The sequence below is a fragment of the Pyxidicoccus sp. MSG2 genome, from assembly GCF_026626705.1.
In the GTDB taxonomy this organism is placed as follows: Bacteria; Myxococcota; Myxococcia; order Myxococcales; family Myxococcaceae; genus Myxococcus.
The window spans coordinates 10,760,455-10,783,168 of sequence record NZ_JAPNKC010000001.1 but is presented as its reverse complement, the minus strand read 5'-3'; the positions used below and the strand labels follow the sequence as shown (position 1 = coordinate 10,783,168).

The following is a 22,714-nucleotide window of genomic DNA, read 5'->3' as shown; positions in this document are numbered from 1 at the left end:
GTGACTTCCCCCTCTGCCCCGCGCGTCAGGGACGCGCTGATACCTCGACGTGCACATCCGCGGCGCCCCTCAGGCGCGCCCGCAACGCATCGAACACCCGGCGCTGGCGCGACGGCGCCACCCGCCCTTCGACTTCCGCGCGCACCTCCTCGAACGGAGGAATGCGCTCCACCCGCCGCTCGAGGAGCTGGAGCACGGCGAACCCTTCCGCCGTCTCCACCACCGCGGACACCTGCCCGGAGGTGCGCAGCGCGAAGGCTGCTTCCTCCAGCCGTGCGTCCTTCAGCTCGCCCCGGGCGAACAGCCCCATGTCCCCCGCCCGGGCCCGCTCGGGCCCGTCTCCGGCGGACTGCACGCGCGCCAGGGGCTCCCCAGCCCGCAGGCGTCGCGCGAACTCCTCTGCCCGGGCCCGCGCTCGCGAGCGCTCCGCGGCACTGCCTCCACCGGCGGACGCCAGCACGCGCGCCAGATGGATGCGCTCCGGCTGGCGCAGCTCGGACCGGTGCGCGTCGTACCAGGCGCGCAGCTCCGGCTCCGTCGCGGGCCCCGCGCCGCGCTCCTCCTCCGCCAGCAGCGCCTGCACGAGGAGCCGCTCCTCCAGCTCCCGCACCTGCCGGGCGAGGTCCTGCTGCTGCGCGAGCCCGCGACGCCGCGCCTCCTCCACCAGCAGTCGCTTGTCCACCAGCGAGCGGGCGAACTCCTCCTGCCCCACCGGACTCTCGAACTGCTCGCGCAGCGCCGGAGGCAGCCTCCCCGACTCACGCACCAGCTCCTCACGGGTGATGACGCCGCCCGTGTACCGGGCGACCACGTCGCCAGACACCGCGCCGGCGTCCGCCACGGAGCCACGGGCGTCCTCGGACCGACGCCCCTCGCACCCCATCAGCGCGAGCGTCACGACGAGCCAGCGGCTGTACCCGATGTATGACAAACGACGCTCCGTGGACGCGGTGACGCACCTGGTGTGATGGCTATCGTCCGCGATCTCCCAGAATGAATTCAACTAGTCTGCAATGTGCCGCCAATTGTGAATCCCCGCGTCATTTGCTACTGAAATCCCGGTGCTCACCGGCACTGCCGCACGGTGTCTGTCCTTACCTCCCCATCCGAGTCTGGAATCACACCCATGAGTCCATTCAAACCCATGCTCGCAGCCGCCGTGTTTCTCGTCTGTGCCTGCAAGGGTTCGGGAGGGAGCGAGGCGTCCGGGGGCAAGCCGGACCCCGTGGTGGCGAAGGTGGGCGACGGCGTCATCACCGCGAGCGGGTTCCAGGCGCGGCTGGAGGAGCAGCCCCCGGTGCTTCGCTCCCGCTACACCTCGCTGGCGTCGAAGAAGGAGTTCCTCGACAACCTCGTGCGCTTCGAGCTGCTGGTGCAGGAGGCGCGCAGGCAGGGTCTGGAGCAGGACCCCGAGGTGAAGGCGACGCTGGAGAAGCTCATCGTGCAGCGGCTGATGCAGAAGCACGCGGCGACGGCGGCGGCCACGCCGCTCACGGACGAGGAGCTGCGCAAGTACTACCAGGAGCACCTGGGCGAATTCGTGCGGCCGGAGAAGGTCCGGGTGAGCCAGGTGTTCCTCGCCTCGGCGAGCAACGACGCGAAGCGCGCGGCGGTGAAGGCGGAGGCGGACACGCTGCTGGGTGAGGTGAAGCGCCAGGAGGCGGGGCCGGTGAAGGTGGCCTTCACGGAGCTGGCGCGCACGCGCTCGGACGACGCGGCCTCGAAGGAGGCCGCGGGAGACCTGGGCTACCAGACGCGCGAGGAGCTGGCGGCGAAGTGGGGGCAGGCGGTGGCGGACGCGGCCTTCGGGCTCCACGCCCTGGGCGAGCTGGGCCAGGTGGCCTCGGAGCGGGGCCTGCACCTGCTGAAGCTCACCGGGCGCCAGCCGGGACTGGAGCAGTCATTCGACACCGTCAGGCCGCGCATCGAGAGCCGGCTGCAGATGGAGAAGCGCTCGCGCCTCATGGATGACCTCGTCACCTCGCTCCGGAGCAAGACGAAGGTGGAGGTCGACGAGCAGGTGCTCGGTGGGATTTCCGTCACCGCGGACGGGGCCGGCTCGGCCCGCCCGGCGACGCCTTGAGCCACGGGCACCAGCGCTTGTCCGCCCGCTAGGTCGCGGGCTGGGCGCCGTGGAGGTCCGGCACTTCCGGGGCAGGCGGCGTCTCGACGGGTGAGATGCAGTGCACCAGGATGACGCGCAGGACGGTGTCGAGGGCGAACGACAGCCGCATGCCTTCCACCGTGGTGACGAAGCCTTCCTCGTTGCGCTCCAGGCGGGCCAGGACCTGCCCCAGCGGCACCGCGCTCCCCAGCAGGAGCGTGAGGTTCTCCAGATGGGTTTCGAGGTGCATGCGCACCTCCCCAGGAAGTCGCTGGAGCTGGCGCTCCGCCCGCCGGGAGAAGAAGAGCCTGGGCATGCAGCATGCTAGGCATTGAACACCGCCACCGCCGGAAGAGGCGTCCGGGCGCACGCCGACCAGGCGGGCGGGCGTGGCGGTAGCCACCGCGCGAGCTGTCAGCCCTTCAGGCCGTGCGCCACCGCACCGCCAGGACCGACAGGGCCACCAGCGCGCTGCCCGCGCCCACCACGGCCATCACGGGACGGCGCAGTCCCGTCCCGAGAGCCTCCAGCGCGCCGCCCACGAGCTCGCGGCTGGCCTTGCGCACGAGGCCGTCACGGCGAAGGGCCTCGCGCCAGCGGAGCCCCTGGACCTCCAGCGCACCGCTCGCGCCTCGCACGGTCGCCGCGGCGGCGCGCTCGGCGAGCATCTCCAGGGAGGAGACCAGCGCCGCTCCCGTCTCCGCGGGGCGCTTCGCCACCTCCTCGCGAATGCCCTCGGCCAGGCCGCGCACCAGTCCACGGCCCGCGCGCTCGAGCAGGCCCACGAGCGCATCGGAGTCTTCTTGCAGCTTCGAGGCGAGACCGTCGGCGACCCCTCGGCCTATCTTCGAGGCAATCTCCGCCCCGGCGGGAGCGAACTTCCGCGCGTCCTCGACGAACCCCGGCGCGGCCGCATGAAGCTGCTCTGTGACCGCCGTCACCATGCCCCGGGCCATGACCTGCGCGCGCTCTCCCGGGGTGCGAATCTCTTCAGTGCGTTGCCGGGCGAAGGCCGCCACGCCATCCAGGAGGTGGTTGATGCGCTCCGCGAAGGCATGGAAGGGAAGACCGCCTTCCTGCCATTCCCGCTCCAGCGCCTCCAGCGCGCCCTGCGTGGCGGCGCTTGCCATGGCATGGGCCACCCCGCCCACCTCCACGTGCTCGTGCTCGGCGGCGTCATGCACCAGGCGGCCGAGCACCGTGAGCGAATCCTGCAGGAGGCTGCGCAGCTGACTGTCGAGCTCCGGCATCTCCTTGCGCAGCCCGTCCGCCGCGCCGCTCACCGCGCCGACCGCGGCCTCGCGCGCGGCCAGCCGTTCGAGCCCCAGGGCCAGATTGCGAAGCGCTTCCACCGGGCTCGCTCGCGAGACCTTCCCCATCAGCGTTCCCGTCCTTCCCGCCGGCACGACAGCCGCGGATGTAGAGAGCCTGTGAAGAGAGTGTGAGGACGGACTGTTGTCGGGGCAACCAGTCCGTACCCCGGTACCATCCGTCCGGCGCGAGTGCATGAGGCACGAGCGGAAAGGCACGGCGCCACCGCGAGCAGTAGACGGATAGCTGCCTGCTTCCTCTCCCTACCCACGCAAGTGAGGGCAGCCGCCCCGACCACTTCCCCTGTTCGGGTCAGGGAGTGCCGGACGCGTCTTGCCCCCCATCGCTTCCACTGCCCTCCTCGGGCGCCGCCACCACCCGCGGCGGCGGCTCGCCCCGAGGCCAGCGGAAGACGCCCTCGTCCGTGAAGAGGAAGCCCCGGTAGAGGGCAAAGCCCCCACCCAGGCTCGGCGTGAGCGGAATGGAGGCATCATCCGACCTTCCCTTCGCATCCACGAAGACCCACGCCGCTCCCCCGTCGGACACCATCCGCGCGAAGGCGCCCGTGCCCGAGGGGACGACGGCAGGGACGTACTCGTAGGACTGCCATCCCTGAGGCGTCTTCACGCCGCCATCGGGAAAGGTCATCACGCGCAATTCCTCCGCGGCGCTGGCCTGCTCACAGCTTTGACGAACGTCTCCCGCCAGCAACCCCAGACCGCGGCTCCGGCCGTCCCGGGGTGTCCAGGCGATGAGCTCCAGGCGGCGCGCTTCGTCGTTCCCCGGGCACCTCCACAGCAGCCACACCTGACCGTCCCCCAACGGCAGCGGCGCCAGGGTGTCCCAGGGCGCTTCCAGCAGCCGCTGCGTCTCCAGGTCCAGCAGCACCACCCGCCGGGCGAAGACGTCGTCCGTGCCCAGCGAGATTCCCAGCGTCGCGCCGGGCGGAAGCGGAGGGACCTCGGCCTCCTCCTGCCGGGGATCGGCTCCAGCCCCTCGAACACCACCCACTTCCGCCAGGTGAAGGCACTGCCCGCTGGAACCCGGCGCCAGCGCCCATCCAGCCGAAGTGAGTTCCGCCGCGCTCCACCCCACTCGGACCAGCCGCCGAACTGGACGAGCCATGCACTCCGGGACTCGGCCAGGCCGGTGAAGCGGCCGGGAAGCGGCTCGCGCCGGAGGACGAGGGGCGCCGGGCCGGCATCGGCCGCGTCACTCCCGCTCGCGACGAGCGCGGAGCACAGCGCCAGGAAGAGCAAGGAGCATCGCGTGCGCACGGGCAATCCTCACGGAAGTCCATTAGGTAGGTCAGGCCGTCCCCCCACCCGAAACGGAGCCGGAGCATGAGCCAGAACCTCTACGAAATCCCCCTTACCTCCATCCAAGGCACCGCGCAGACCCTCGAGCGGTTCAAGGGCAAGGTCCTGTTGGTGGTCAACGTGGCCTCCAAGTGCGGGCTGACGCCCCAGTACGAAGGTCTGGAGAAGCTCTACGAGCGCAAGCACGCCGAGGGGCTGGAGGTGCTGGGCTTTCCGTCGAACGACTTCCTCGGCCAGGAGCCGGGAACCGAGGCGGAGATCCAGGAGTTCTGCAAGCTGACCTACGACGTGAAGTTCCCGCTGTTCTCGAAGGTCACGGTGGTGGGCGACAAGAAGCACCCGCTCTACCGCGAGCTGACCCACGCCTTCCCCGCGGCCACGGGAGAAGGACCGATGCGCGCGCGGCTCCAGGGCTACGGAATCAATCCGAATCCGGTCCCCGAGGTGCAGTGGAACTTCGAGAAGTTCCTCATCGGTCGGGATGGCCGCGTCGCGGGCCGCTTCACCCCGGACGTGACGGCGGACGACCCCCGCCTCGTCCAGGCCATCGACGCCGAGCTGGCGAAGCAGGCCTGAGCGGAAGCATCACGCTGACGAAACCGCCCTGGGGGTACTCACACTCACCGGGGGCGGAGACGCCCTGGGAGCATTCGCCTGCAGTTGGCCGTGGTTCGGGCCGTGCGGTTCGGCGACGCCGCGTGGGGACACGGCGTGCTGACCCGCCGCGTCCCCGGACAGCTACTCGAACGCGGTGAAGGAGAAGGTGGCCTGGAAGTCGACCTCCGCTCCCTTGCTCATGAAGGTGGAGGCAGCCGGGCCGCGCAGCACCACGTTGAACTTGCCTTCGAGGAAGCGGGTGTAGTCGTCCGGCGCCATCTCCGTCGAGTCGAAGTCGACGAGGAACGACACCGGGCCTGTGCCCGTGGGGTTCTCCACGTGGCCCGCGACGTAGGTGTTGTTGGACTCGTCCACGCGGAAGAGGATCTCCACGCGGCCGGTGAAAACCTCCGCGAGCGAGGACACGCCCACACTGCCAGCGCCCAGGGTGAGCGTGAGCGTGGTGAGCTCCACGCGAGAGGGCGACTTGCCGTCCAGCTCCTGGCGTGCGTCATCGACGAAGACCTTGAAGGGGTTACCCGACTCGGTCGAGATGCCCTTCTGGGCGGTGACGGTGCCGCCAACCGTGTCCGACGACTTGGCCTTGAGGTTGATGCCGACGGGCGCCGAGAACGACACCGCATCGTCTCCGCACCCCATGAGCGAGAGCGCGGCGCACAACACGAGCGGAAGAATACGGTTCATTTTCAATGGCTCTCTTCGAGAGAACGGGGCGCGCTCGGCCTGACGCACCCCGATGAGGGCAGTACTTCGACAGGGGAGACCCGTCCGCGCCGTCATTGGCCACGTCCCGGATGGGCTGGACCTGCCGCCACTCCGCGGCTCATGCCCGCGTGGCCCCGGAGGCCGACGGCTCACGACAGCCCTGCACGACCCATGTGCGCAGGGGCAGCGCGGCCGCCCCGGCGGCGGAATGAACGTTCCTTCCGGCCTCCTCGGCCTTCGGGGGGCAGCCCCGGCGGTGGCATGAACGTTCCTTCCCGCCTCCTCCGCCTCGGGGGCCAGCCCTGACGGCGGAATGAACGTTCCTTCCGCGCGCCTCCGCGTCCGGAGGGCGCGGGGATTAACGGCGCTGGCGGGAGTTACGGGAACGTCACGTTGCCGAGGGTAACGGCGTGCCGGCCACCCGTGCCCCACAGCTTCAGGACGAAGGAACTGCGAGCCTCGTTCTCGGGGGCCTCCGCTTCCACCACCACCCGGCGTTCCGTTCCGCGGGTCACGGTGGCGTCCTGCCACACCGTCACGCCCGTCAGGTCCTCGCCCGCCCTGCCCCGCAGCGTCGCCCCCTCTGCATTCCAGGGGACCGCCTCTTCGGGGACATCGAGCCACAGCTCCACCGCCACCCGCTTCACGGAGCGGAAGCTCCTGGCGGTGCACACGCTGATGAAATCCCCGGGCTGCGAAGCCGTGGCCTCGATGAGTTCCATGGCGATGACACCCGTCCTGTCCAGCTGTCGGGTGGCAATCAGGCCCGACAGCCCTTCCGGTTGCGTTCGCTCGACTCTCATCCGGTCCACTTGTTCGCGGCACGCCTGGAGCCGCGCGTCCTTCTCTATCCCCCTGCCCGGGTCGCCGTCGTCCATCAGCCACCGACGGCCAGTCTCCTGACGTCACTCGAAGTGGTTGACTGCATCCACGCTTCCAACGCTGAAGACACGGGCGGAGTCGGGGCCGCTGTCCGGCCTGATGACAAGACCGCGCTTGTCGTCGGTGCCATACAACTCCATGCAGACAGGGGTGCGCGCCCCATCCGGCGTGTGCGCCTCGGTCATGCGGCCGTACACGCGCGCCTCGCCGATGATGAGCCGCCCTCGGAGGCGCATGGGCGATGACAGCTTGTCCCATGGCCCCATCACCCGCACCTCGGTGTAGCCGTCGCGCACGGTGATGACTTCGCGCCGCGTACCAGGAAAGATCATGGAGCGGCTGCTGCCAATGCGAATACCCAGCTGCTCCATGGCCTCCACCGCACCCGGAGGACAGCTCTCGGACGGCGGATCCGCACGCACCGGCGTGCCAGCGCAGGCCAGCGCCGCCGACGTGGCGCCCACGCAGAGTGCCTTGCGCATGGAGCCCGGGCCCGGAGTCCGGGGCTTCGTGGCGGAGGTGGAAGGTGCAGCGGCCGTCTTCTTCTTCACGGGAGCCTCGTCCTCTGCGTGCGTCGCGGGAGCAGCGACGGCCGCAGGAGGAAGGGACGCCCGGGGCGGCGCTGCGGCGGAGCCAGTGTCGGGGGACGCCACTTCACGACCGGACGACCCGGCAGGTAATCCCGCCACGCGGGCCGGAACGGCTGCATGGAGTGCCTCGGTGCGCGAAGGCAGCGCCCCTTCGCGCAGCACCATCCCCCCCAGGGTGACGAAGCCCAGCGCGACCACGACGACGGCGACGTACGGCCACCCGCGCCGCCATGCTCCGGAAAGCTGCGCCGTCCCCAGGATGATGGAGCTCAGCGAATTCACGAGGACGGCGGCATCCGACGACACACGCCGCCGCGGCCCCGGAAGCCGCGGAGATTGCTCCCGGGCCGGCACGCCTCGCGGGCGTCGCAAGGGGAGCCTCGGCGCCGGCAGCTCCGGTCCCGGCACCAGCCTGCGAGGCGGCGGCGGCCCGGACCGGGCCGGCTCCTCGGGCCGTCGGACGCGCCGCCGGGTCTCTCCGTCCGCGCCCGGGGCGTCCTCCCAGTCGAAGACGGTGCGCTCCCAGTCCGCGACGTCTCCGAGCGCCACCGCCGCCACCAGCGCGGCCTGCACCGCGTGGCCTGTCTGGAAGCGCGCCTCGGGCGTCTTCGCGAGCAGCCGCATGATGACGTCGCTCAGCGCCCGGGGCACGCGGCGGTGGAAGTCCGAGGGGGCGGAGGGCACCACCGCTTCCAACTGCATGTAGAGCAGGTCCGGAGGCAGCTCGGGCGAGAACGGCCAGTGGCCCGTCACCAGGCGGTAGAGGCAGACCCCCAACGCGTGCAGGTCATCCGTGGCCCGGGCCTCATAGCGAGCCCCCGGGGGCTGCGAGTGCTTGAGGAAGAAGCGCACCGCCTCGGGGCTGAGCAGGTGCAGCGTGGCCGGAGGCAGCACCGCCGAGGTGACGGTGTCCGCGCCGGTGTACCGCCCCACGCCGAAGTCGATGAGCACGGGCTCGCCGTCCTGCTCGCGGATGAGGACGTGCTCGGGCTTGAAGTCGCGGTGCAGCACACCCTTGTCGTGCAGTGCGCCCAGCGCCAGGGCCACCTTCCCCGCCTTCTCGGCCAGCAGCCGGAAGGAGGGGTTCACCGTCTCCACCCACATGTGAAGCACCGGACCCGGAACCCAGTCCATGACGAAGTAGAGGTAGCCCGTCCGAGGGTGCGGCCAGCGTCCACAGGCGTGCAGCCGCACCACGTTCGGGTGGACGGCCCGGGACATCAGCAACTGCACCTCGCGCTCCGCTCGCTCATCCCCCTGCCGCAGGGCGAGCTTCAGCGCATGGAAGTCCCCCGGACACGCCAGGTCCTCCACCCGGTAGACGGCCCCGTAGCCGCCCACGCCCAGCTGCTCCACCACGCGCCAGGAGCCTACTTCCGTCCCAGGTCCCAGCGCCTCCGGCTGCACCCGCCAATCTTCCACGTGCATGGGCATCCGACTTCCAACCTCCATCGACTCCAAGAGAGCCTGACAGGTCGAGTTCCCTTTCATGCGGGTGCGCCGAGAAGCGGACAGCCGCCCTCGCGGCAGCCCATCCAGTACCCATGCCTCGGAACGCAATTGCACAGTGAGGGCGGTGGGCCAGAGATTGCGCTGTAGGGCCGGCAGGGACCACGGCCGGGGGAGCGTGTGACATGCAGAGGACGACGACTCCCAGGAACGGCCCCCCAGCGGATGGCGCCCTCGGAGGGGTGACGGCATCCCGCCAGGAGGCCCCCGCCCCCGTCGTCTGGTTCGAGTCCCTGTCGCGCGGGGACACGGCCATCGCGGGCGGCAAGGGCGCGAACCTCGGCGAGCTGACACGGGCCGGCCTGCCCGTCCCCCGGGGCTTCGTCGTCACCGCCGCCGCCTTCTCCGCCTCCCTGGAGCCCATCCGCGCCCGCCTGACGCAGCTGTGGCGCCGCATCGACCCGGACGATGCGGAGTCGCTCGCCGCCCACTCCAGGGAATTGAAGACGCTGGTGCGCGAGGTGCAGCTCCCCGCCTCCGTGCGCGCGGCCCTCCTGGGCGCCTACCGGCAGCTCGGGAGCGAGCGCGCCGTCGCCGTCCGTTCCTCCGCCACGTCCGAGGACACCGCGGACACCTCCTTCGCGGGCATGCATGAGACCTTCACCAACGTCGCCGGTGAGGACGCGGTGCTGGACAAGGTGCGCGAGTGCTGGGCCTCCGCCTACGGAGAGCGCGTCGTGGCCTACCGCCGCAGCCAGGGCCTCTCCGAGGAGCCCACCCTCGCCGTGGTGGTGCAGGAGATGGTGGACTCGGCGCGCTCGGGGGTGATGTTCACCGTGGACCCATCCACCGGCGACCGGGAGCGCCTGGTCATCGAGGGCGCCTTCGGGCTCGGAGAGGTCGTCGTCGGTGGCCAGGTGGAGCCGGACACGTACGTGGTGAGCAAGCAGCGCCTGCGCATCATGGAGGCCCGCATCGGCCACAAGGCGTTCCAGATTGTCCGCGAGGGCCACGGCAAGGAGCACCGTGTCGAGCTGTCCCCCGAGGAGGCCGGTCGCCGGGTGCTGAAGGACGAGGAAGTCGTCGAGCTGGCACGGCTGGGGCTGCGCGTGGAGCAGCACTACGGCTCGCCGCAGGACGTGGAGTGGGCGGAGTCCGGAGGACGCCTGTTCCTCGTGCAGTCGCGCCCCATCACCACGCTGGCTGGCGACGGGAAGGCGCCGAAGCAGCAGGCCCCGTCGGAGAAGGGACCGGCGCTCGTCACCGGCCTGGGGGCGTCACCGGGCGTCGCGTCCGGCCGCGTGCGCGTGCTGCACCGGCCCGAGGAGGGACGGCAGCTTCGCCAGGGGGAGGTGCTGGTGGCGCCGATGACGTCTCCGGACTGGGTTCCCACCATGCGCCGCTGCGCCGCCATCATCACCGACAGCGGCGGCATGACGTGCCACGCCGCCATCGTCAGCCGGGAGCTGCGCATCCCCTGCGTGGTGGGGGCGCGCTCGGCCACGCGCGTGCTGCGCGACGGCGAGGAGGTGACGGTGGACGGCGCCACCGGCCAGGTCCGCGCGGGGCTGGAGGCAGCCCCCACATCCGTCCAGGCGGCTTTGGCCCCGGCCTTCGTGGCCGCGGAGCCCGAGCCGCTCGCCACCCGGCTCTACGTCAACCTCGCCCTGCCCGGACATGCGAAGGAGGTGGCGGCGCTCCCGGTGGACGGCGTGGGGCTGTTGCGCGCCGAGTTCATGCTGACCGAGGCGCTCGGCGGCGTGCACCCGAAGCGACTGCTGGCCCAGGGCCGGCGCGCGGAGTTCGTGGAGAAGCTGGCCGGCTCGCTGCTGGAAATCACCCGCGCCTTCCGCCCGCGCCCCGTCGTCTACCGGACCACGGACTTCCGCACCAACGAGTTCCGCGGCCTGGAGGGCGGCGCCGAGCTCGAGCCCACCGAGGCCAACCCGATGATTGGCTACCGGGGCTGCTACCGCTACCTGCGCGAGCCCGAGGTGTTCCAGCTCGAGCTGGAGGTGCTCGCCCGCGTGCGCGAGGAGACACCCAATCTGCACGTGATGATTCCCTTCGTGCGCACGAAGTGGGAGCTGGAGGCGTGCCTGGAGGCGATGGAGCAAAGCCCCCTGGGCCGGCAGCGGGGACTTCAGCGCTGGGTGATGGCGGAGGTGCCCTCCATCGTCTACCGCATCCCCGAGTACGCGAAGCTGGGCATCACCGGCGTGTCCATCGGCTCCAATGACCTGACGCAGCTCATGCTCGGGGTGGACCGGGACTCGGAGCTGTGCGCGGAGCTGTTCGACGAGTCGGACGCGGCGGTGCTGGACGCCATCCTCCACATCATCCGGGCCAGCCACGAGGCCGGCATCACCTCGTCGCTCTGCGGCCAGGCACCGTCCAACCATCCCGAGTTCGCCGAGCACCTGGTGCGCGCGGGAATCACGTCCATCTCCGTGGACCCGGGGGCCGTGGGGGCGGCACGCGGGGTCATCGCGGCGGCGGAGCGGCGACTGCTCCTGGAGGCCGCCCGGACCGGGCACCCATGAAGACGCACCCCGGCAACAGCCGGGTTCCCCGGCTCGAGCAGGTCATCGCCAGGGTGGGGCCCCTCGGGGCCGGCCTCGCCGTGGTGATGGCCGTGGGCGGGCTGCTGGCCTGGAGCCTGGGCGACCTGGGCATCCTCCATGCCTACCTCGACGCCTGCATCGTCATGCTCTTCGCGCTGGCGCTCTTCCTGGTGCTGCTCACCCGGACCGCGCGCACGCTCTCCCGTCTGGAGGCGGAGCGCCAGCGGATGGAGCAGTCGCTCCGGCTGTCCGAGGCCCGCCTCACCGGCATCATCTCCAACGCGGTCGACGCCATCATCACCATCGACGAAGCGCAGCGCATCACCCTCTTCAACGAAGGCGCGGAGCACATCTTCGGCTACTCCGCCAGCGAAGCCCTGGGCCAGCCCCTGGACCAGCTCATCCCGGAACGGTATCAGGCCCTCCACCGGCAGCACGTGAAGCAGTTCGCGGCGGGCACGCACGCCTCACGGCAGATGTCGGAGCGGCGTCCCATCATCGGCCGGCGCAAGAACGGAGAGGAGTTCCCCGCGGAGGCCAGCATCTCCAAGGTGGACGTGGCCGGAAACCACGTGTTCACCGTCATGCTGCGTGACATCTCCGCGCGCAGGCACGCGGAGGAGGTGCTCCGCATCAGCGAAGAGCGCTTCCGCACCGCGTTCGAGGATGCCCCCATCGGCATGGCCATGGTCGGGCTGGACGGCCGCTTCCTGAACGTGAACGACTGCCTGTGCAAGATGGTCGGCTACACGCAGCGGGAGCTGCTCACCCGGGGGTTCCGGGACATCACCTGGCACGAGGACGTGGAGGCGGACCTGGTGAACCTCCAGCGGCTGCTCACGGGAGAGCTCGACTCCTACCAACGGGAGAAGCGCTACATCCACAAGCAGGGCCACCTCGTCAACATCCAGCTGATGGCCTCGCTGATGCGCGACTCCCGGGGCGAGCCGCTCCACCTCATCGCGCACATGCTGGACATCTCGGAGCGGAAGCAGCTCGAGCAGGCCCTGCGCTTCCTGGCCGAGGCGGGGCCGCGCCTCGCGGGCTCGCTCGAGTCGCGGACGACGCTCACCACCGCAGTGCGGCTCGCCGTGCCGACGCTGGCGGACTGGTGCGTGGTCGAGCTGGTGGACGAGACCGGACGTCTCCAGTCGGTGCAGGGCGTGGCGGCCTCGCCTGAAAAAGCGCGGCTGCTGGACACGCTGCTGCGCACCTACCCGCAAGAGCCATCGCGCCAGGGGAGCATCGTCGCGGGCGTGCTCCAGACGGGGCGGTCCGCCCTCTTCCCGGAAGTTCCGGAAACGGTGCTCGAATCAATGGCCGAGGACGACACCCACCTGGAGCTGCTCCGGCGCATCGCGCCCTTGTCCGGCCTCGTCGCGCCCCTCTCGGCTCGCGGGCGCATCCTGGGGGTCATCATCCTCTGGACCACCGAGTCGGGGCGCCACTTCGGTGCCCGGGACCTGACGCTGGCCGAGGAGCTGGCCAGCCGCGCCGCGCTCGCCATCGACAACGCCTGCCTCCATGAACAGTCCGAGCAGGCGACACGCACCCGCGACGAAGTCCTTCGCGTCGTGGCCCACGACCTGCGCACGCCCCTGAACGTCATCACCCTGAGCGCCGAAACGCTCCTGAAGCGCTCGCCCGAGCAGCGGGCCACCGACACGCGGCCCCTCGAGTCCATCCGCAAGGCGGTAGCGCGAGCCAACCGACTCATCAGGGACCTGCTGGACGTCGCCCGCATGGAGGCCGGCCACCTCTCCGTGGAACGCGCGCAGCTGGAGACCACGGCCCTCGTGAGGGAGGCCATCGAGCAATACCGCGCGCTCGCGGAGATGAAGTCCCTCCAGCTCACAGCCGACGTCCCCGAGGATGCCCCGCCCCTGCTCGCCGACCATGACCGGGTGCTTCAGATCCTCTCGAACCTGATTGGCAACGCGCTCAAGTTCACGCCCGAGGGCGGACACATCGTGGTCCGGGCCGTGCCCGAGGGAGGCATGTTGAGGTTCTCCGTGAAGGACACGGGGGCCGGGATTGACTCGGAGGACCTCCCCCACCTCTTCGAGCCCTTCTGGCAGGCGCGCGTGGGGAGAAAGGATGGCGCCGGGCTGGGGCTCGCCATCGTGAAGGGGCTCGTTGATGCCCACAGTGGCCACCTCTGGGTGGAGAGCAGCCCCGGCGAGGGGAGCACCTTCTCCTTCACACTCCCCACCGCTTATCCCACCGCGGAGCCCCTCACGCATCATGCGTGAAGCAATGGGCCCGCCCCTCCATCCGCCGGACACGCCTCGTGGGCTCCCCGCGCCCTGGGCCCGTGCGCTCGTGCTGGCGGCGCTCCTCGCCGGCCTCGCCCTCCTCGCCTCCTCGGACGCCTTCCAGTCCTTGCTCCGCCGGGTCCTCGAGGCGAGCGCGCCCGTCATCTCCGAACACCCCTTCTGGGGCGCGGTGCTCTTCGTGCTCGTCTCCGCGCTGTCGGCGATGCTGGCCTTCTTCTCCAGCGCGCTGCTGCTGCCGGTGGCTCTCCACGCCTGGGGCAAGACAGTCTGTGTGCTCCTTCTCTGGGTGGGCTGGATGCTCGGCGGCGCCTGCGCGTATGGCCTCGCCCGCTACTGGGGCCGGCCCGCCATCCGCCGGCTCACCTCTTCGCGCGGGCTGGCCCGCTACGAGGAGCGCATCTCCCGGCGCACCCCCTTCGGCTGGGTGCTCCTCTTCCAGCTCGCAGTGCCCTCGGAGATTCCCGGCTATGTGCTCGGCCTGGCGCGCTACGGGCTGCGCCGCTACCTGCTCGTCCTCGCGCTGGCGGAGCTTCCCTACGCGGTGGGCACCGTCTACCTGGGCTCCAGCTTCCTCGAGCAGCGCACCGTCGTCCTGGTGGGGCTGGGCGCATCCGGCATCCTCTTTGGCGCCTGCGCCATCCACCTGCTGCACGAGCGCCTGAGGCGGTGACGTCCGCGGCTCGGACGCGGGGGTGAGGGGGCGTCCTCTACTGGGCGGCCTGCGTCGCGAGCTTCCGGTGATGGACGGGCCGCCGCACCCATCAGCGGTGCCGGTATGCCCGCGCCCCGGTGAGCTCTTCACCACCTTCCACACCGTCGACGTGTTCATCAACGCCGTCATCGGCCCGCATCAGGACGGTGTCACCCACACGCCCGCCTACAAAGTGACGGCCGTGCGGGTGGAGCGCGCTCGAGACGACTTCAGCTAGAGGGTGAAGGCCGTCTACGACAAGTACCACCCGCGAAGCGACCCACGCCGCTGGGCTGCAGCCGGAGCGGCGCAAGAGCCGGGGCGGGTAGCACAGGGCCAGTGGAGGCGGTTCCGACGGGTTCCGGAAAAAGTTCCCCCCATCCGTCTTGTCAGACCTCGCCTTCGGTTGCCCGGCCGCTCCGGGTCCCGCGCCTCCTTCGCTCGCGGTACCGGATGCACGACATCAGGCGGGGGCCATGGCGGCAGCGCGTGCGAACTGTGTCCGCACCGATTCACGGCGGATGTAGGGCTTGCCCCTTCGGAACTCCTCCACGTAGGCCTGGAAGTTCCAGGACGCCAGGAACGTCTTCGCGGCGGCGCGGCCGGATTCATAGAGCGCTAGCGCCCGCTCGCGCGTGATGTCGAACTCCGTCGTCCCGACGCCCAGGGTCGGAATGGTGAGGGTCCGGGCGAACTGGGCCCGCTCGAGATAGAGGCGGTCGTGAGCCTCCAGGAGCGTTTCGACCAACTCACAGAGCAGCTTGTAGAGCCCCGTCAGCCCGCGCGGTCCGTGCGTCTTCTTCGGGAGAGGGTGTTTCGGCTCGGGTTCGACGAGCATGAGGCCAAAGGTCGGCCAGGCCGGTTCCTCGTCCTCGCAATCGAAGAGCCAGACCGGGAAGTTCGACAACAAGCCACCATCCACGAGCACGTGCTCCTCCTGAGTGCTGGGATTCGTCACCCTCACGGGCTCGAAGAAGCCGGGAATGCTCATGCTCATCCGGACCGCTTCGGAGACCTTCAGCTCGAGCGGGTCCAGTCCCAGCAGGTACGCATCACGTGGAAGGACCAGCAACCGGTGGGCGGTGAGATCAGACACGATGACCTGCAACCGGACGCTCCAGCGGGGGTCGGTCCATTTCGTGCACAGGTCCTTGAAGGTGTGCACGTCATGGGCCGCGAGACGCTCGTCCATCCACTCGCTGAAGCGCTTTCCTTCGTAGATGCCCTGGTCGAGCAGGAGGCTGAGCCCCTTTCCGACGAGATGAATCTTGTCTTCCCAGCCCTTGTCCTTGAACTGACGGAAATCGAGTTCGAGCACGGTCTGCCTCAGTTCCTCTCCCCGGTAGCCGGCGGCAATTCAGAACGAGCCGACACTGAGCGCCTTCGTGGTCCACCGCGCCCAGGGCACTCGCACTCTTCCGCCTCCGCCGAAGCAGGCAAGCCGGTGCGGTCCACCCCTCCACCCAGCGTCTGTCATTGCGCCCCGACCCGGGAGCAGATGCCGCGTCCTTGCGCCCACCCAAGCTTCCGGTCCACCGCGAGGGGCATCACGCCCTGTCGGGAGGGGGAAGTCATCATGAGCGGATGGGGACGGACGTCGTGTGCGTGGCTGCTGGGGCTCGGGTTGGCCGCATGTGGAGTGACACCCTCGGAGCCAGGCGAAGTGCCCGCGTCCCCGGAAGCACCGGACATGCTCGCGAGCGGGGACACGTGTCCCTCCGCCACGCGGCTCGCGGACTTCTCGGCCGGAGGGGCACTCGCTGGGCCCTACGAGCTGGTGGGCGTGAAGGGGGCGCTCTACTTCTCCGTGGATGACGGCATCCACGGCCCGGCGCTATGGACCAGCGATGGGACGCCCGGCGGCACGCGCTTATTCCGCGACTTCGGCGACGCCCCCGGCAGCCTGACGGAGGCACGCGGGCTGCTCTTCTTCATCGTGGGCGACACCCTCTGGAGGACGGACGGCACGGCTGCTGGAACCCTCCCGCTGGTCACCGAGCCTTCGCCGCCCCCGCTCGGCACGGGCCTGACGGTGCTGGGCGAGTTCCGCAGCCGGCTGTTCTTCCGCATGTACACCCCGGAGCATGGCATCGAGCTGTGGGCCAGCGACGGCACGCCCGCGGGCACCCGGCTGTACCTGGACGTCAACCCGGGCGCCCCCTCCAGCCTCCCCGGCGAAATCGTGGAGACGGCCAGCGGCAATCTCGTCTTCGACGCGTACGTGGACGAGGACATGGAGACCCACGCGGTGCTGGAGGTGTCCCCCACCAAGGCCGTCGAGGAGCTCTTCCGTGTGGGCGGCGGCGGGGATACCTCCATCTTCCGGCTGAGCGCCGTGGGTGACCAGGTGTTCTTCCTGGTGGACGAGACGGACGGCACACCATTCCTCTATGTGAGCGACGGCACCCCGGGCACCGCCACGTGGCTCTACTTCTGGGACGAGGTGGACACGCCGGGAGATTTCACCGCCTATGCCGGCCGCCTCTACTTCACCGCCGAGGAGAGCGACTTCCCCGGCGCCGGCGTGGAGCTGTGGGTGAGCGACGGCACGCCCGCGGGCACGGGGCGGCTGGCGGACATCTTCCCGGGCGAGGAGAGCTCGTATCCCAGCGGGCTGACCGTGTTCGAGGGCCTGCTCTACTTCGCCGCGGACGACGGTGAGCACGGGCGCGAGCTGTGGGTGAGCGACGGCACCGCCGCGGGCACGCGGCTCGCGCGCGACATCCGCCCGGGCGCGGAGGGCTCCTCGCCCTACGGCCTCACGGTGGCCAGCCGCAAGCTCTACTTCGCGGCGGACGACGGCGCGCACGGGTACGAACCGTGGAAGGTCTTCCAGGGCCGCGCCCGGCTGGTCGAGGACATCGTTCCCGGGCCCCTGGGCTCGGCGCCCGGAACCTCGGGCCCCTCGTCTGGCGAGTCTGGCGTCTTCGCCCGCGCCGGCAGCTACCTCTTCTTCTCCACCGAGTCCTTCCAGCTCTGGTCGATGCTGACGGGCGCCTACTGCCCGCCGTCCGGCACGCCCTGACGCAGGCGGTCACCCCTCCCGGCCCGGCCCGAATCGGACAGACGATTCGGCGCCCCTTTGCCGCGCGGCCGGGAGGGAGTCGGCAGCTCACGCGACGCGGGGACGGAGCCGGTAGCGACTTCTGACGGGCCGGCGCCCGCGGGGGCCCCGCGAGACGAGGCGCTGGCGAGAGAGCACCAGCGGCACCAGGGCCACCGCCACGCCCACGACGACGCGCGCCCAGTCATCCGCGTGCAGCGGGTGCAGCCCCAGCATGGACGCCAGGGGCCGCGCCTGGATGAGCACCACCGAGACGCCCAGCGACAGCGCGCAGACCCACCGGGCCGTGCGCGTGCGCAGCGCGGTGAGCACCGCCGCGTAGCCGGCGCTCGCGAGCGTGAGCGACGCCAGCGCCACCGCGCGCCCGTGCTCCACGTCGCGTCCCGCCCCCAGGCTCCGGTCGTAGCCCCAGACGAGCCCCACCGTCACCAGCGCGCCCACCAGCGCGACGGTGGCCCACTCGCCCGCGGAGAAGAAGCGCGCGGGCCCCTGGCGCCGCGCGGGGCCCAGGCGTCCCGGACGCGCCGCCGCCTGGAAGGCCAGCATCGCCGTGGGGTGGATGATGAGCTCCAGCCAGACGATGTGGATGGGCAGGTACAGGAGCGGATAGCCCGCCAGCGGCAGCAGCGCCGCCGTCACGACGAGCGGGATGTGGATGAGCAGCAGGTACTGGAAGCAGCGCTGGAGGTTGCGGAAGAGCTGCCGGCCTTCCGCGATGGCCCGCACCAGCGTGCCGAAGTCGTCGTCGAGCAGCACGATGGAGGACGCCTCGCGCGCGCTGCGCGTCCCCCGCTCTCCCATGGCGATGCCCACGTCCGCGGCCTGGAGTGCCGGCACGTCATTCACGCCGTCGCCCGTGGCCGCGACCACTTCCCCCTCCCGCCGCAGGGCCATCACCAGCGCGTACTTCTGCGCCGGCATCGCGCGCGCCACCACGTCCACCGGCGGCAGCGCCCCGGTGTCGCGCAGCCGTCCCTCCAGCTCGTCGCCCGTGAGCACCACGGGTTGCGCCCCACCGAGTCCCAGCCGCCGCGCCACCGCCAGCGCCGTCTCCGGGTGGTCGCCCGTCACCATCACCGTGCGCAGGCCGGCCTCGCGGCACTCGCGCACCGCTTCCTCGACGCCCGCGCGCACCGGGTCCTCGCAGGCCATGAGGCCCAGGAAGCGGAAGCCGTGCTCCGGCTCGCCCCCGCGCCAGGACGCGGTGTCCAGCGGCTGGCTCGCGCACGCGATGACCTTGCGCCCCTCGCGCGCGAGCGCCGACACGCGCCGCGCCCACTCCGCGCGCGCACCGGGCGCCAGCTCGCACTGCCCCAGTACCCGCTCCGGCGCGCCCTTCACGGCGGCGAGCAGCCCCCCGTGCGAGTCCTCCACCACCGCCGTCTCGCGCTGGCGCTCCTCGGTGAAGGGGAAGGTGGCCACGACCCTTCCACGGGGTGGGACGGGCGCGGCCTCGTCGGGCGGCACGGAGTCTCGCTGGCGCTCCCCGGCGGAGGGCCTGACGCGCGCGGCCTCCTCGTCGAGCAGCGCCGCGTCGAGCGGGTCCCTTCCCTCCTCCCGCGACGCCAGGACCGCGGTCCGCAGCAGCGCGCCCTCGGAGACTCCCGGCGCCGGCAGCAGGCGGGCCACCCGCAGGCGCCCCTCCGTCAGCGTGCCCGTCTTGTCCGAGCAGATGCACGTGATGCGGCCGATGTTCTCCACGGAGACGGCGCGCCGCACCAGGGCCTGCCTCCGAGCGAGGCGGTAGACACCGGCGCCCAGGAAGAAGGTGAGCGCCAGGGGGAACTCCTCGGGCAGGGCGGCCACGCCGAGCGTGGCCGCGCTCAGCAGCGCATCCATCCACCCGAAGCCCTGGCGCCAGCGCACGAACGCGAGCACCGCGCACAGCACGGCGGCCACCACCACCAGCACCGCCACCAGGTGCGCCACGGCCTGCTGCAGCGGTGTGCGCGCATGCTCCCCCCGCTCGGCCGAACGGACGATGCTCCCGTAGAGCGTGTCCCTCCCCGTGGAGACGATACGCACCCAGGCCGTCCCGGTGAGCAGCCGCGTTCCCGCCAGTCCCCAGTACGCTCCATCCACCGCCGGCTCCTCCCCCGGAGGCAGCCGCCCCAGCGGCCGCTTGCGCACGGGCAGCGACTCTCCGGTCAGCGAGGACTCCTCTGCCTGCAGGCCCTCGCCGCGCACCACCAGTCCGTCGGCGGGGAAGTGTCCGCCCGCCTCCACGCGCGCCAGGTCGCCCACCACCACGTCCTCCGCGGCCACCTCCTGCTCGCGCCCGTCGCGCAGCACCGTGGCCCGCGCGGCCAGCCGGCTCTGCAGGCCCTCGGTGGACGCCCGCGTCCGGTGGTGCAGGAAGGCGTCCATGCCCAGCAGCGGGACGATGGCCACGAGCAGCACCAGCCCCTCGGACAGCTCGCCCAGGAAGAGATAGAGCGCGCTCGTCGCCACGAGGAACCAGAGCATCGGGTCCGTCGCCGAGTCGCGCAGCGTCTGCAGGGCGGAGCGGCGGGGCCGCGCCAGCACGTCATTGGGGCCGTAGCGGGCGCGGCGCTCCCGCACCTCGCTGGCGCCGAGCCCGCGGGCGTCGTCGACGGGGCATGGCAGGCGCTGGACGGGGACTGGAAGTCGCATGGCCGGTGTACTCGGAAGCTGGAGGTCCGCCCGGGACGTGGCAACGCGGGTGGGCACGCAACCCTTGCGCGACGCCCGCCATCCAGGACGGAGGGACGGGAAGCGCGCTCGCCTGGTGGCACCTCGCCAACGCCACCGGCCCGCCGCATGCATGAGTGCGGCGGACTCATCCTGGAGGGGCACGATGCGGGTCCTGGTCACCTACGGCTCGAAGCGAGGAGGAACGGAAGGCATTGCCCGGCAGGTCGCCGAGACACTCCGGGTGGAGGGCCTCGACGTGGAGCTGCGTCCGCCCGGGGACATTGACGACGTGTCGGCCTATGACGCCGTCATCGTCGGCGGGGCGCTGTATGCGAATCGCTGGTTCCGGCTCGCCAGGCGCTTCGTGCACCGGCATGCGCAGAAGCTGCGCGAGAGGCCCGTCTGGTTCTTCTCCAGCGGCCCGCTCGACGGCTCCGCGGAGCAGGGCGAGATTGCCCCCACCTCCCAGGTCCAGGCCCTCATGAAGCAGGTGGGCGCTCGCGGCCACATGACGTTCGGCGGGCGGCTGGAGAAGGACGCGAAGGGCTTCATCGCCCACGCCATGGCCCGCACCCACGCGGGGGACTGGCGCGACTCCGGCCACATCCAGCAGTGGGCCCGGAGCGTGGCCGCGCAGCTGCGGCCGGGACGCGAGGGCCGCCCCACGCCGGTGGAGTCGGGCCCGGAGCTCCAGCTCCACTGACGCGGGCCCGCCATCCCCTCGCGGCACTGGGCTACCCAGACGTGGGGCTGCTCGCCTGGCCTCGGGCGCTCCTGTTCTGACCGGGCCCCGGTTGCGCATGCGAAACGCAGACCCGAGCTTGGAATGAGGAGGGCCACCCGAGCCACCCTCCAGGGGGAAGCCATGCGAGCAACGGTGTTCCGCGGGGTCGACCAGTTCGGGCTCGAGGAGGTCGAGCAGCCCCACGCGGGCGCGGGAGAGGCCGTCGTCCGCGTCACGCTCACCACCATCTGCGGCACCGACCTGCACATCGTCCGGGGCGAGTACCCCGTGAAGCCGGGCCTCGTCATCGGGCACGAGATGGTGGGCGTCGTCGAGGAGCTCGGCCCCGGAGTCACCGGCTACCGTCCGGGCCAGCGCGTGCTGGTGGGCGCCATCACCCCCTGCGGCCAGTGCCAGGCCTGCCTGTCCGGGCACCTGTCCCAGTGCGGGCACGGCGCGGGCTACGAGGCACTGGGCGGCTGGCGGCTGGGGAACACGCTGAACGGCGCGCAGGCCGAGTTCGTCCGCATTCCCTTCGCGCAGGCCAACCTGGCGCCCATCCCCGACGGCCTCACGGACGAGCAGGTGGTGCTGCTGGCGGACATCGCCTCCACGGGCTTCAGCGGGGCGGAGTCCGGCGGCGTGCGCCTCGGGGACACGGTGGTCGTCTTCGCCCAGGGCCCCATCGGGCTGTGCGCGTCCATCGGCGCCCGGCTGATGGGCGCCGCGCGCGTCATCGGCGTCGACGGTGACGAAGCGAGGCTGGCCATGGCGCGCAGGATGGGGGTGGACGTGGTGCTCGACTACCGGAGCCAGGACGTGGTGGCGGAGGTGAAGCGGCTGACCGGGGGCGGCGCGGACGTGGCGATAGAAGCGCTGGGGACCCAGCAGACCTTCGAGAACGCGCTGCGCTGCCTGCGGCCCGCGGGCACGCTCTCCAGCCTGGGCGTGTACTCCGGCAAGCTGCAATTGCCCTACGACGCCTTCGCCGCGGGACTGGGGGACCACCGCGTCGTCACCACCCTGTGCCCCGGCGGCAAGGAGCGCATGCGCCGGCTCATGGACCTGGTCCAGGCCCGCCGCGTGGACCTCACGCCCCTGCTCACCCACCGCTTCGCGCTGAAGGACATCCGCGAGGCCTACGCGCTCTTCGGCCAGCGCAAGGACGGAGTCTTCAAGGTCGCCATCCGCCCCTGAGCCCTTCGAGGAGTGCATGAACGACACGCAGATGACCCGGGCCCTGCGGGAGCTGGTCTCCCGGCACGCGCCGAGGAACTCCGAGCAACTGCTGGACGAAGCGGTCCAGGCCGCGTGGCGCCAGCCCCCGAGCCGCGCGGGAGGTCTCCCTCCCGGCGAGCTCATGGCCGACTTCCGCGAGCGCCTCCAGGGCGAGCTGGTGACGTTCCACCGCCGGCTGCCCGTGCGCCCCTACGACGGCGCAGACGTGTCCGCCTCACCCGGGTGCTCGCTGTGGCGCGTGGACATCCCCGTGACGCTCTTCCCCAAGCGAGACCACGGCTTCTCGCGGGTGGAGTGCATCATCGACTTCCGCGCCGGGGACGACGCCTGGGATGCCTTCCGCGTGGTGAAGCTCCTGCCGGAGGAGCGCAACCAGGTGATGGCGAAGGCCGAGCCGGTGTGCAGGTCCTCGTAGTTGTAGCGGACCTCCAGGTGGAGCACGTCGGCGTCCGCGCGCACGCTCCCGTAGAGGTAGTCCCACCCCTCCCGGGGGCGGAAGTAGAGGGTGTCGGCCCCCAGGGAC

The 22,714-nt window shown here is 71.2% G+C and carries 19 protein-coding genes; 10 read left to right on the top strand and 9 right to left on the bottom strand.

Annotated elements, in window-relative coordinates; translation table 11 throughout:
- Positions 1 to 25: 25 nt before the first annotated feature.
- Positions 26 to 931 carry a peptidylprolyl isomerase gene (locus OV427_RS41925; protein ID WP_267861834.1) on the bottom strand — a complete coding sequence of 302 codons (906 nt, stop codon included), beginning with the start codon at positions 929 to 931 and terminating at the stop codon, positions 26 to 28.
- Between the two features lie 195 nt (positions 932 to 1,126).
- On the opposite strand from OV427_RS41925, the gene OV427_RS41920 reads away from it, so the two are divergent.
- Complete coding sequence (locus OV427_RS41920) at positions 1,127 to 2,083, top strand: peptidylprolyl isomerase (protein ID WP_267861833.1); 957 nt, start codon at positions 1,127 to 1,129, stop codon at positions 2,081 to 2,083.
- A 28-nt stretch (positions 2,084 to 2,111) separates the two neighbouring features.
- On the opposite strand, the gene OV427_RS41915 is transcribed toward OV427_RS41920, so the two are convergent.
- The 3 genes from OV427_RS41915 to OV427_RS41905 form a co-directional block, all read right to left on the bottom strand.
- A complete protein-coding gene (locus OV427_RS41915; RefSeq protein ID WP_267861832.1) occupies positions 2,112 to 2,420 on the bottom strand; it encodes a hypothetical protein in 309 nt (102 codons plus the stop codon).
- A 106-nt stretch (positions 2,421 to 2,526) separates the two neighbouring features.
- The gene (locus OV427_RS41910; protein ID WP_267861831.1) at positions 2,527 to 3,483 is read right to left on the bottom strand and encodes a hypothetical protein; all 957 of its coding nucleotides are present in this window, start codon (positions 3,481 to 3,483) and stop codon (positions 2,527 to 2,529) included.
- A gap of 244 nt (positions 3,484 to 3,727) precedes the next feature.
- Positions 3,728 to 4,540, bottom strand: coding sequence for a hypothetical protein (locus OV427_RS41905; RefSeq protein ID WP_267861830.1), 813 nt, complete (start codon positions 4,538 to 4,540; stop codon positions 3,728 to 3,730).
- A gap of 218 nt (positions 4,541 to 4,758) precedes the next feature.
- Between OV427_RS41905 and OV427_RS41900 the strand changes: the two genes are divergently transcribed.
- Positions 4,759 to 5,310: a glutathione peroxidase gene (locus OV427_RS41900; RefSeq protein WP_267861829.1), complete on the top strand. Its 552-nt coding sequence runs from the start codon at positions 4,759 to 4,761 to the stop codon at positions 5,308 to 5,310.
- 162 nt (positions 5,311 to 5,472) lie between these two features.
- Here OV427_RS41900 and OV427_RS41895 read toward each other — a convergent pair whose 3' ends face one another.
- The 3 genes from OV427_RS41895 to OV427_RS41885 form a co-directional block, all read right to left on the bottom strand.
- The gene (locus OV427_RS41895) at positions 5,473 to 6,036 is read right to left on the bottom strand and encodes a hypothetical protein (RefSeq protein WP_267861828.1); all 564 of its coding nucleotides are present in this window, start codon (positions 6,034 to 6,036) and stop codon (positions 5,473 to 5,475) included.
- 398 nt (positions 6,037 to 6,434) lie between these two features.
- Positions 6,435 to 6,935, bottom strand: a complete 501-nt coding sequence (locus OV427_RS41890) for a DUF2381 family protein (RefSeq protein WP_267861827.1) — start codon at positions 6,933 to 6,935, stop codon at positions 6,435 to 6,437.
- A gap of 27 nt (positions 6,936 to 6,962) precedes the next feature.
- A complete protein-coding gene (locus OV427_RS41885; RefSeq protein ID WP_267861826.1) occupies positions 6,963 to 8,957 on the bottom strand; it encodes a serine/threonine protein kinase in 1,995 nt (664 codons plus the stop codon).
- Between the two features lie 263 nt (positions 8,958 to 9,220).
- Between OV427_RS41885 and ppsA the strand changes: the two genes are divergently transcribed.
- The 4 genes from ppsA to OV427_RS41865 are packed head-to-tail and all read left to right on the top strand — an operon-like array spanning position 9,221 to position 14,747.
- Positions 9,221 to 11,521 carry a phosphoenolpyruvate synthase gene (ppsA, locus tag OV427_RS41880; RefSeq protein ID WP_267861825.1) on the top strand — a complete coding sequence of 767 codons (2,301 nt, stop codon included), beginning with the start codon at positions 9,221 to 9,223 and terminating at the stop codon, positions 11,519 to 11,521.
- A complete protein-coding gene (locus OV427_RS41875; RefSeq protein ID WP_267861824.1) occupies positions 11,518 to 13,794 on the top strand; it encodes a PAS domain S-box protein in 2,277 nt (758 codons plus the stop codon). The genes ppsA and OV427_RS41875 overlap by 4 nt, the downstream gene beginning before the upstream one ends.
- Positions 13,787 to 14,488: a TVP38/TMEM64 family protein gene (locus tag OV427_RS41870; protein ID WP_267861823.1), complete on the top strand. Its 702-nt coding sequence runs from the start codon at positions 13,787 to 13,789 to the stop codon at positions 14,486 to 14,488. Before OV427_RS41875 ends, OV427_RS41870 begins: the two co-directional genes overlap by 8 nt.
- 22 nt (positions 14,489 to 14,510) lie before the next feature.
- Positions 14,511 to 14,747, top strand: coding sequence for a hypothetical protein (locus OV427_RS41865; RefSeq protein ID WP_267861822.1), 237 nt, complete (start codon positions 14,511 to 14,513; stop codon positions 14,745 to 14,747).
- Between the two features lie 225 nt (positions 14,748 to 14,972).
- On the opposite strand, the gene OV427_RS41860 is transcribed toward OV427_RS41865, so the two are convergent.
- Positions 14,973 to 15,866, bottom strand: a complete 894-nt coding sequence (locus OV427_RS41860) for a patatin-like phospholipase family protein (RefSeq protein ID WP_267863560.1) — start codon at positions 15,864 to 15,866, stop codon at positions 14,973 to 14,975.
- 219 nt (positions 15,867 to 16,085) lie between these two features.
- Between OV427_RS41860 and OV427_RS41855 the strand changes: the two genes are divergently transcribed.
- Positions 16,086 to 17,534: an ELWxxDGT repeat protein gene (locus tag OV427_RS41855; protein WP_267861821.1), complete on the top strand. Its 1,449-nt coding sequence runs from the start codon at positions 16,086 to 16,088 to the stop codon at positions 17,532 to 17,534.
- 87 nt (positions 17,535 to 17,621) lie between these two features.
- On the opposite strand, the gene OV427_RS41850 is transcribed toward OV427_RS41855, so the two are convergent.
- Positions 17,622 to 20,207: a cation-translocating P-type ATPase gene (locus OV427_RS41850; RefSeq protein ID WP_267861820.1), complete on the bottom strand. Its 2,586-nt coding sequence runs from the start codon at positions 20,205 to 20,207 to the stop codon at positions 17,622 to 17,624.
- 184 nt (positions 20,208 to 20,391) lie between these two features.
- Here OV427_RS41850 and OV427_RS41845 point away from each other — a divergent pair, with 184 nt between their 5' ends.
- From OV427_RS41845 to OV427_RS41835, 3 genes are all read left to right on the top strand, one after another.
- Positions 20,392 to 20,931, top strand: a complete 540-nt coding sequence (locus OV427_RS41845) for a flavodoxin domain-containing protein (protein WP_267861819.1) — start codon at positions 20,392 to 20,394, stop codon at positions 20,929 to 20,931.
- Positions 20,932 to 21,093: 162 nt separating this feature from the next.
- A complete protein-coding gene (locus OV427_RS41840) occupies positions 21,094 to 22,149 on the top strand; it encodes a zinc-binding dehydrogenase (protein ID WP_267861818.1) in 1,056 nt (351 codons plus the stop codon).
- Between the two features lie 16 nt (positions 22,150 to 22,165).
- Complete coding sequence (locus tag OV427_RS41835; protein WP_267861817.1) at positions 22,166 to 22,606, top strand: hypothetical protein; 441 nt, start codon at positions 22,166 to 22,168, stop codon at positions 22,604 to 22,606.
- The last annotated feature ends 108 nt before the right edge of the window (positions 22,607 to 22,714 follow it).

What these genes read in the sequence shown, in the direction of transcription:
- OV427_RS41910 (WP_267861831.1), bottom strand. Translation starts at nt 3,483, where the DNA reads ATGGGGAAGGTCTCGCGAGCGAGCCCGGTGGAAGCGCTTCGCAATCTG.
- OV427_RS41915 (WP_267861832.1), bottom strand. Translation starts at nt 2,420, where the DNA reads ATGCCCAGGCTCTTCTTCTCCCGGCGGGCGGAGCGCCAGCTCCAGCGA.
- OV427_RS41850 (WP_267861820.1), bottom strand. Translation starts at nt 20,207, where the DNA reads ATGCGACTTCCAGTCCCCGTCCAGCGCCTGCCATGCCCCGTCGACGAC.
- OV427_RS41855 (WP_267861821.1), top strand. Translation starts at nt 16,086, where the DNA reads ATGAGCGGATGGGGACGGACGTCGTGTGCGTGGCTGCTGGGGCTCGGG.
- OV427_RS41875 (WP_267861824.1), top strand. Translation starts at nt 11,518, where the DNA reads ATGAAGACGCACCCCGGCAACAGCCGGGTTCCCCGGCTCGAGCAGGTC.
- OV427_RS41895 (WP_267861828.1), bottom strand. Translation starts at nt 6,036, where the DNA reads ATGAACCGTATTCTTCCGCTCGTGTTGTGCGCCGCGCTCTCGCTCATG.
- OV427_RS41890 (WP_267861827.1), bottom strand. Translation starts at nt 6,935, where the DNA reads ATGGACGACGGCGACCCGGGCAGGGGGATAGAGAAGGACGCGCGGCTC.
- OV427_RS41920 (WP_267861833.1), top strand. Translation starts at nt 1,127, where the DNA reads ATGAGTCCATTCAAACCCATGCTCGCAGCCGCCGTGTTTCTCGTCTGT.
- OV427_RS41905 (WP_267861830.1), bottom strand. Translation starts at nt 4,540, where the DNA reads ATGGCTCGTCCAGTTCGGCGGCTGGTCCGAGTGGGGTGGAGCGCGGCG.
- OV427_RS41840 (WP_267861818.1), top strand. Translation starts at nt 21,094, where the DNA reads ATGCGAGCAACGGTGTTCCGCGGGGTCGACCAGTTCGGGCTCGAGGAG.
- OV427_RS41835 (WP_267861817.1), top strand. Translation starts at nt 22,166, where the DNA reads ATGAACGACACGCAGATGACCCGGGCCCTGCGGGAGCTGGTCTCCCGG.
- OV427_RS41900 (WP_267861829.1), top strand. Translation starts at nt 4,759, where the DNA reads ATGAGCCAGAACCTCTACGAAATCCCCCTTACCTCCATCCAAGGCACC.
- OV427_RS41885 (WP_267861826.1), bottom strand. Translation starts at nt 8,957, where the DNA reads ATGCACGTGGAAGATTGGCGGGTGCAGCCGGAGGCGCTGGGACCTGGG.
- OV427_RS41870 (WP_267861823.1), top strand. Translation starts at nt 13,787, where the DNA reads ATGCGTGAAGCAATGGGCCCGCCCCTCCATCCGCCGGACACGCCTCGT.
- OV427_RS41845 (WP_267861819.1), top strand. Translation starts at nt 20,392, where the DNA reads ATGCGGGTCCTGGTCACCTACGGCTCGAAGCGAGGAGGAACGGAAGGC.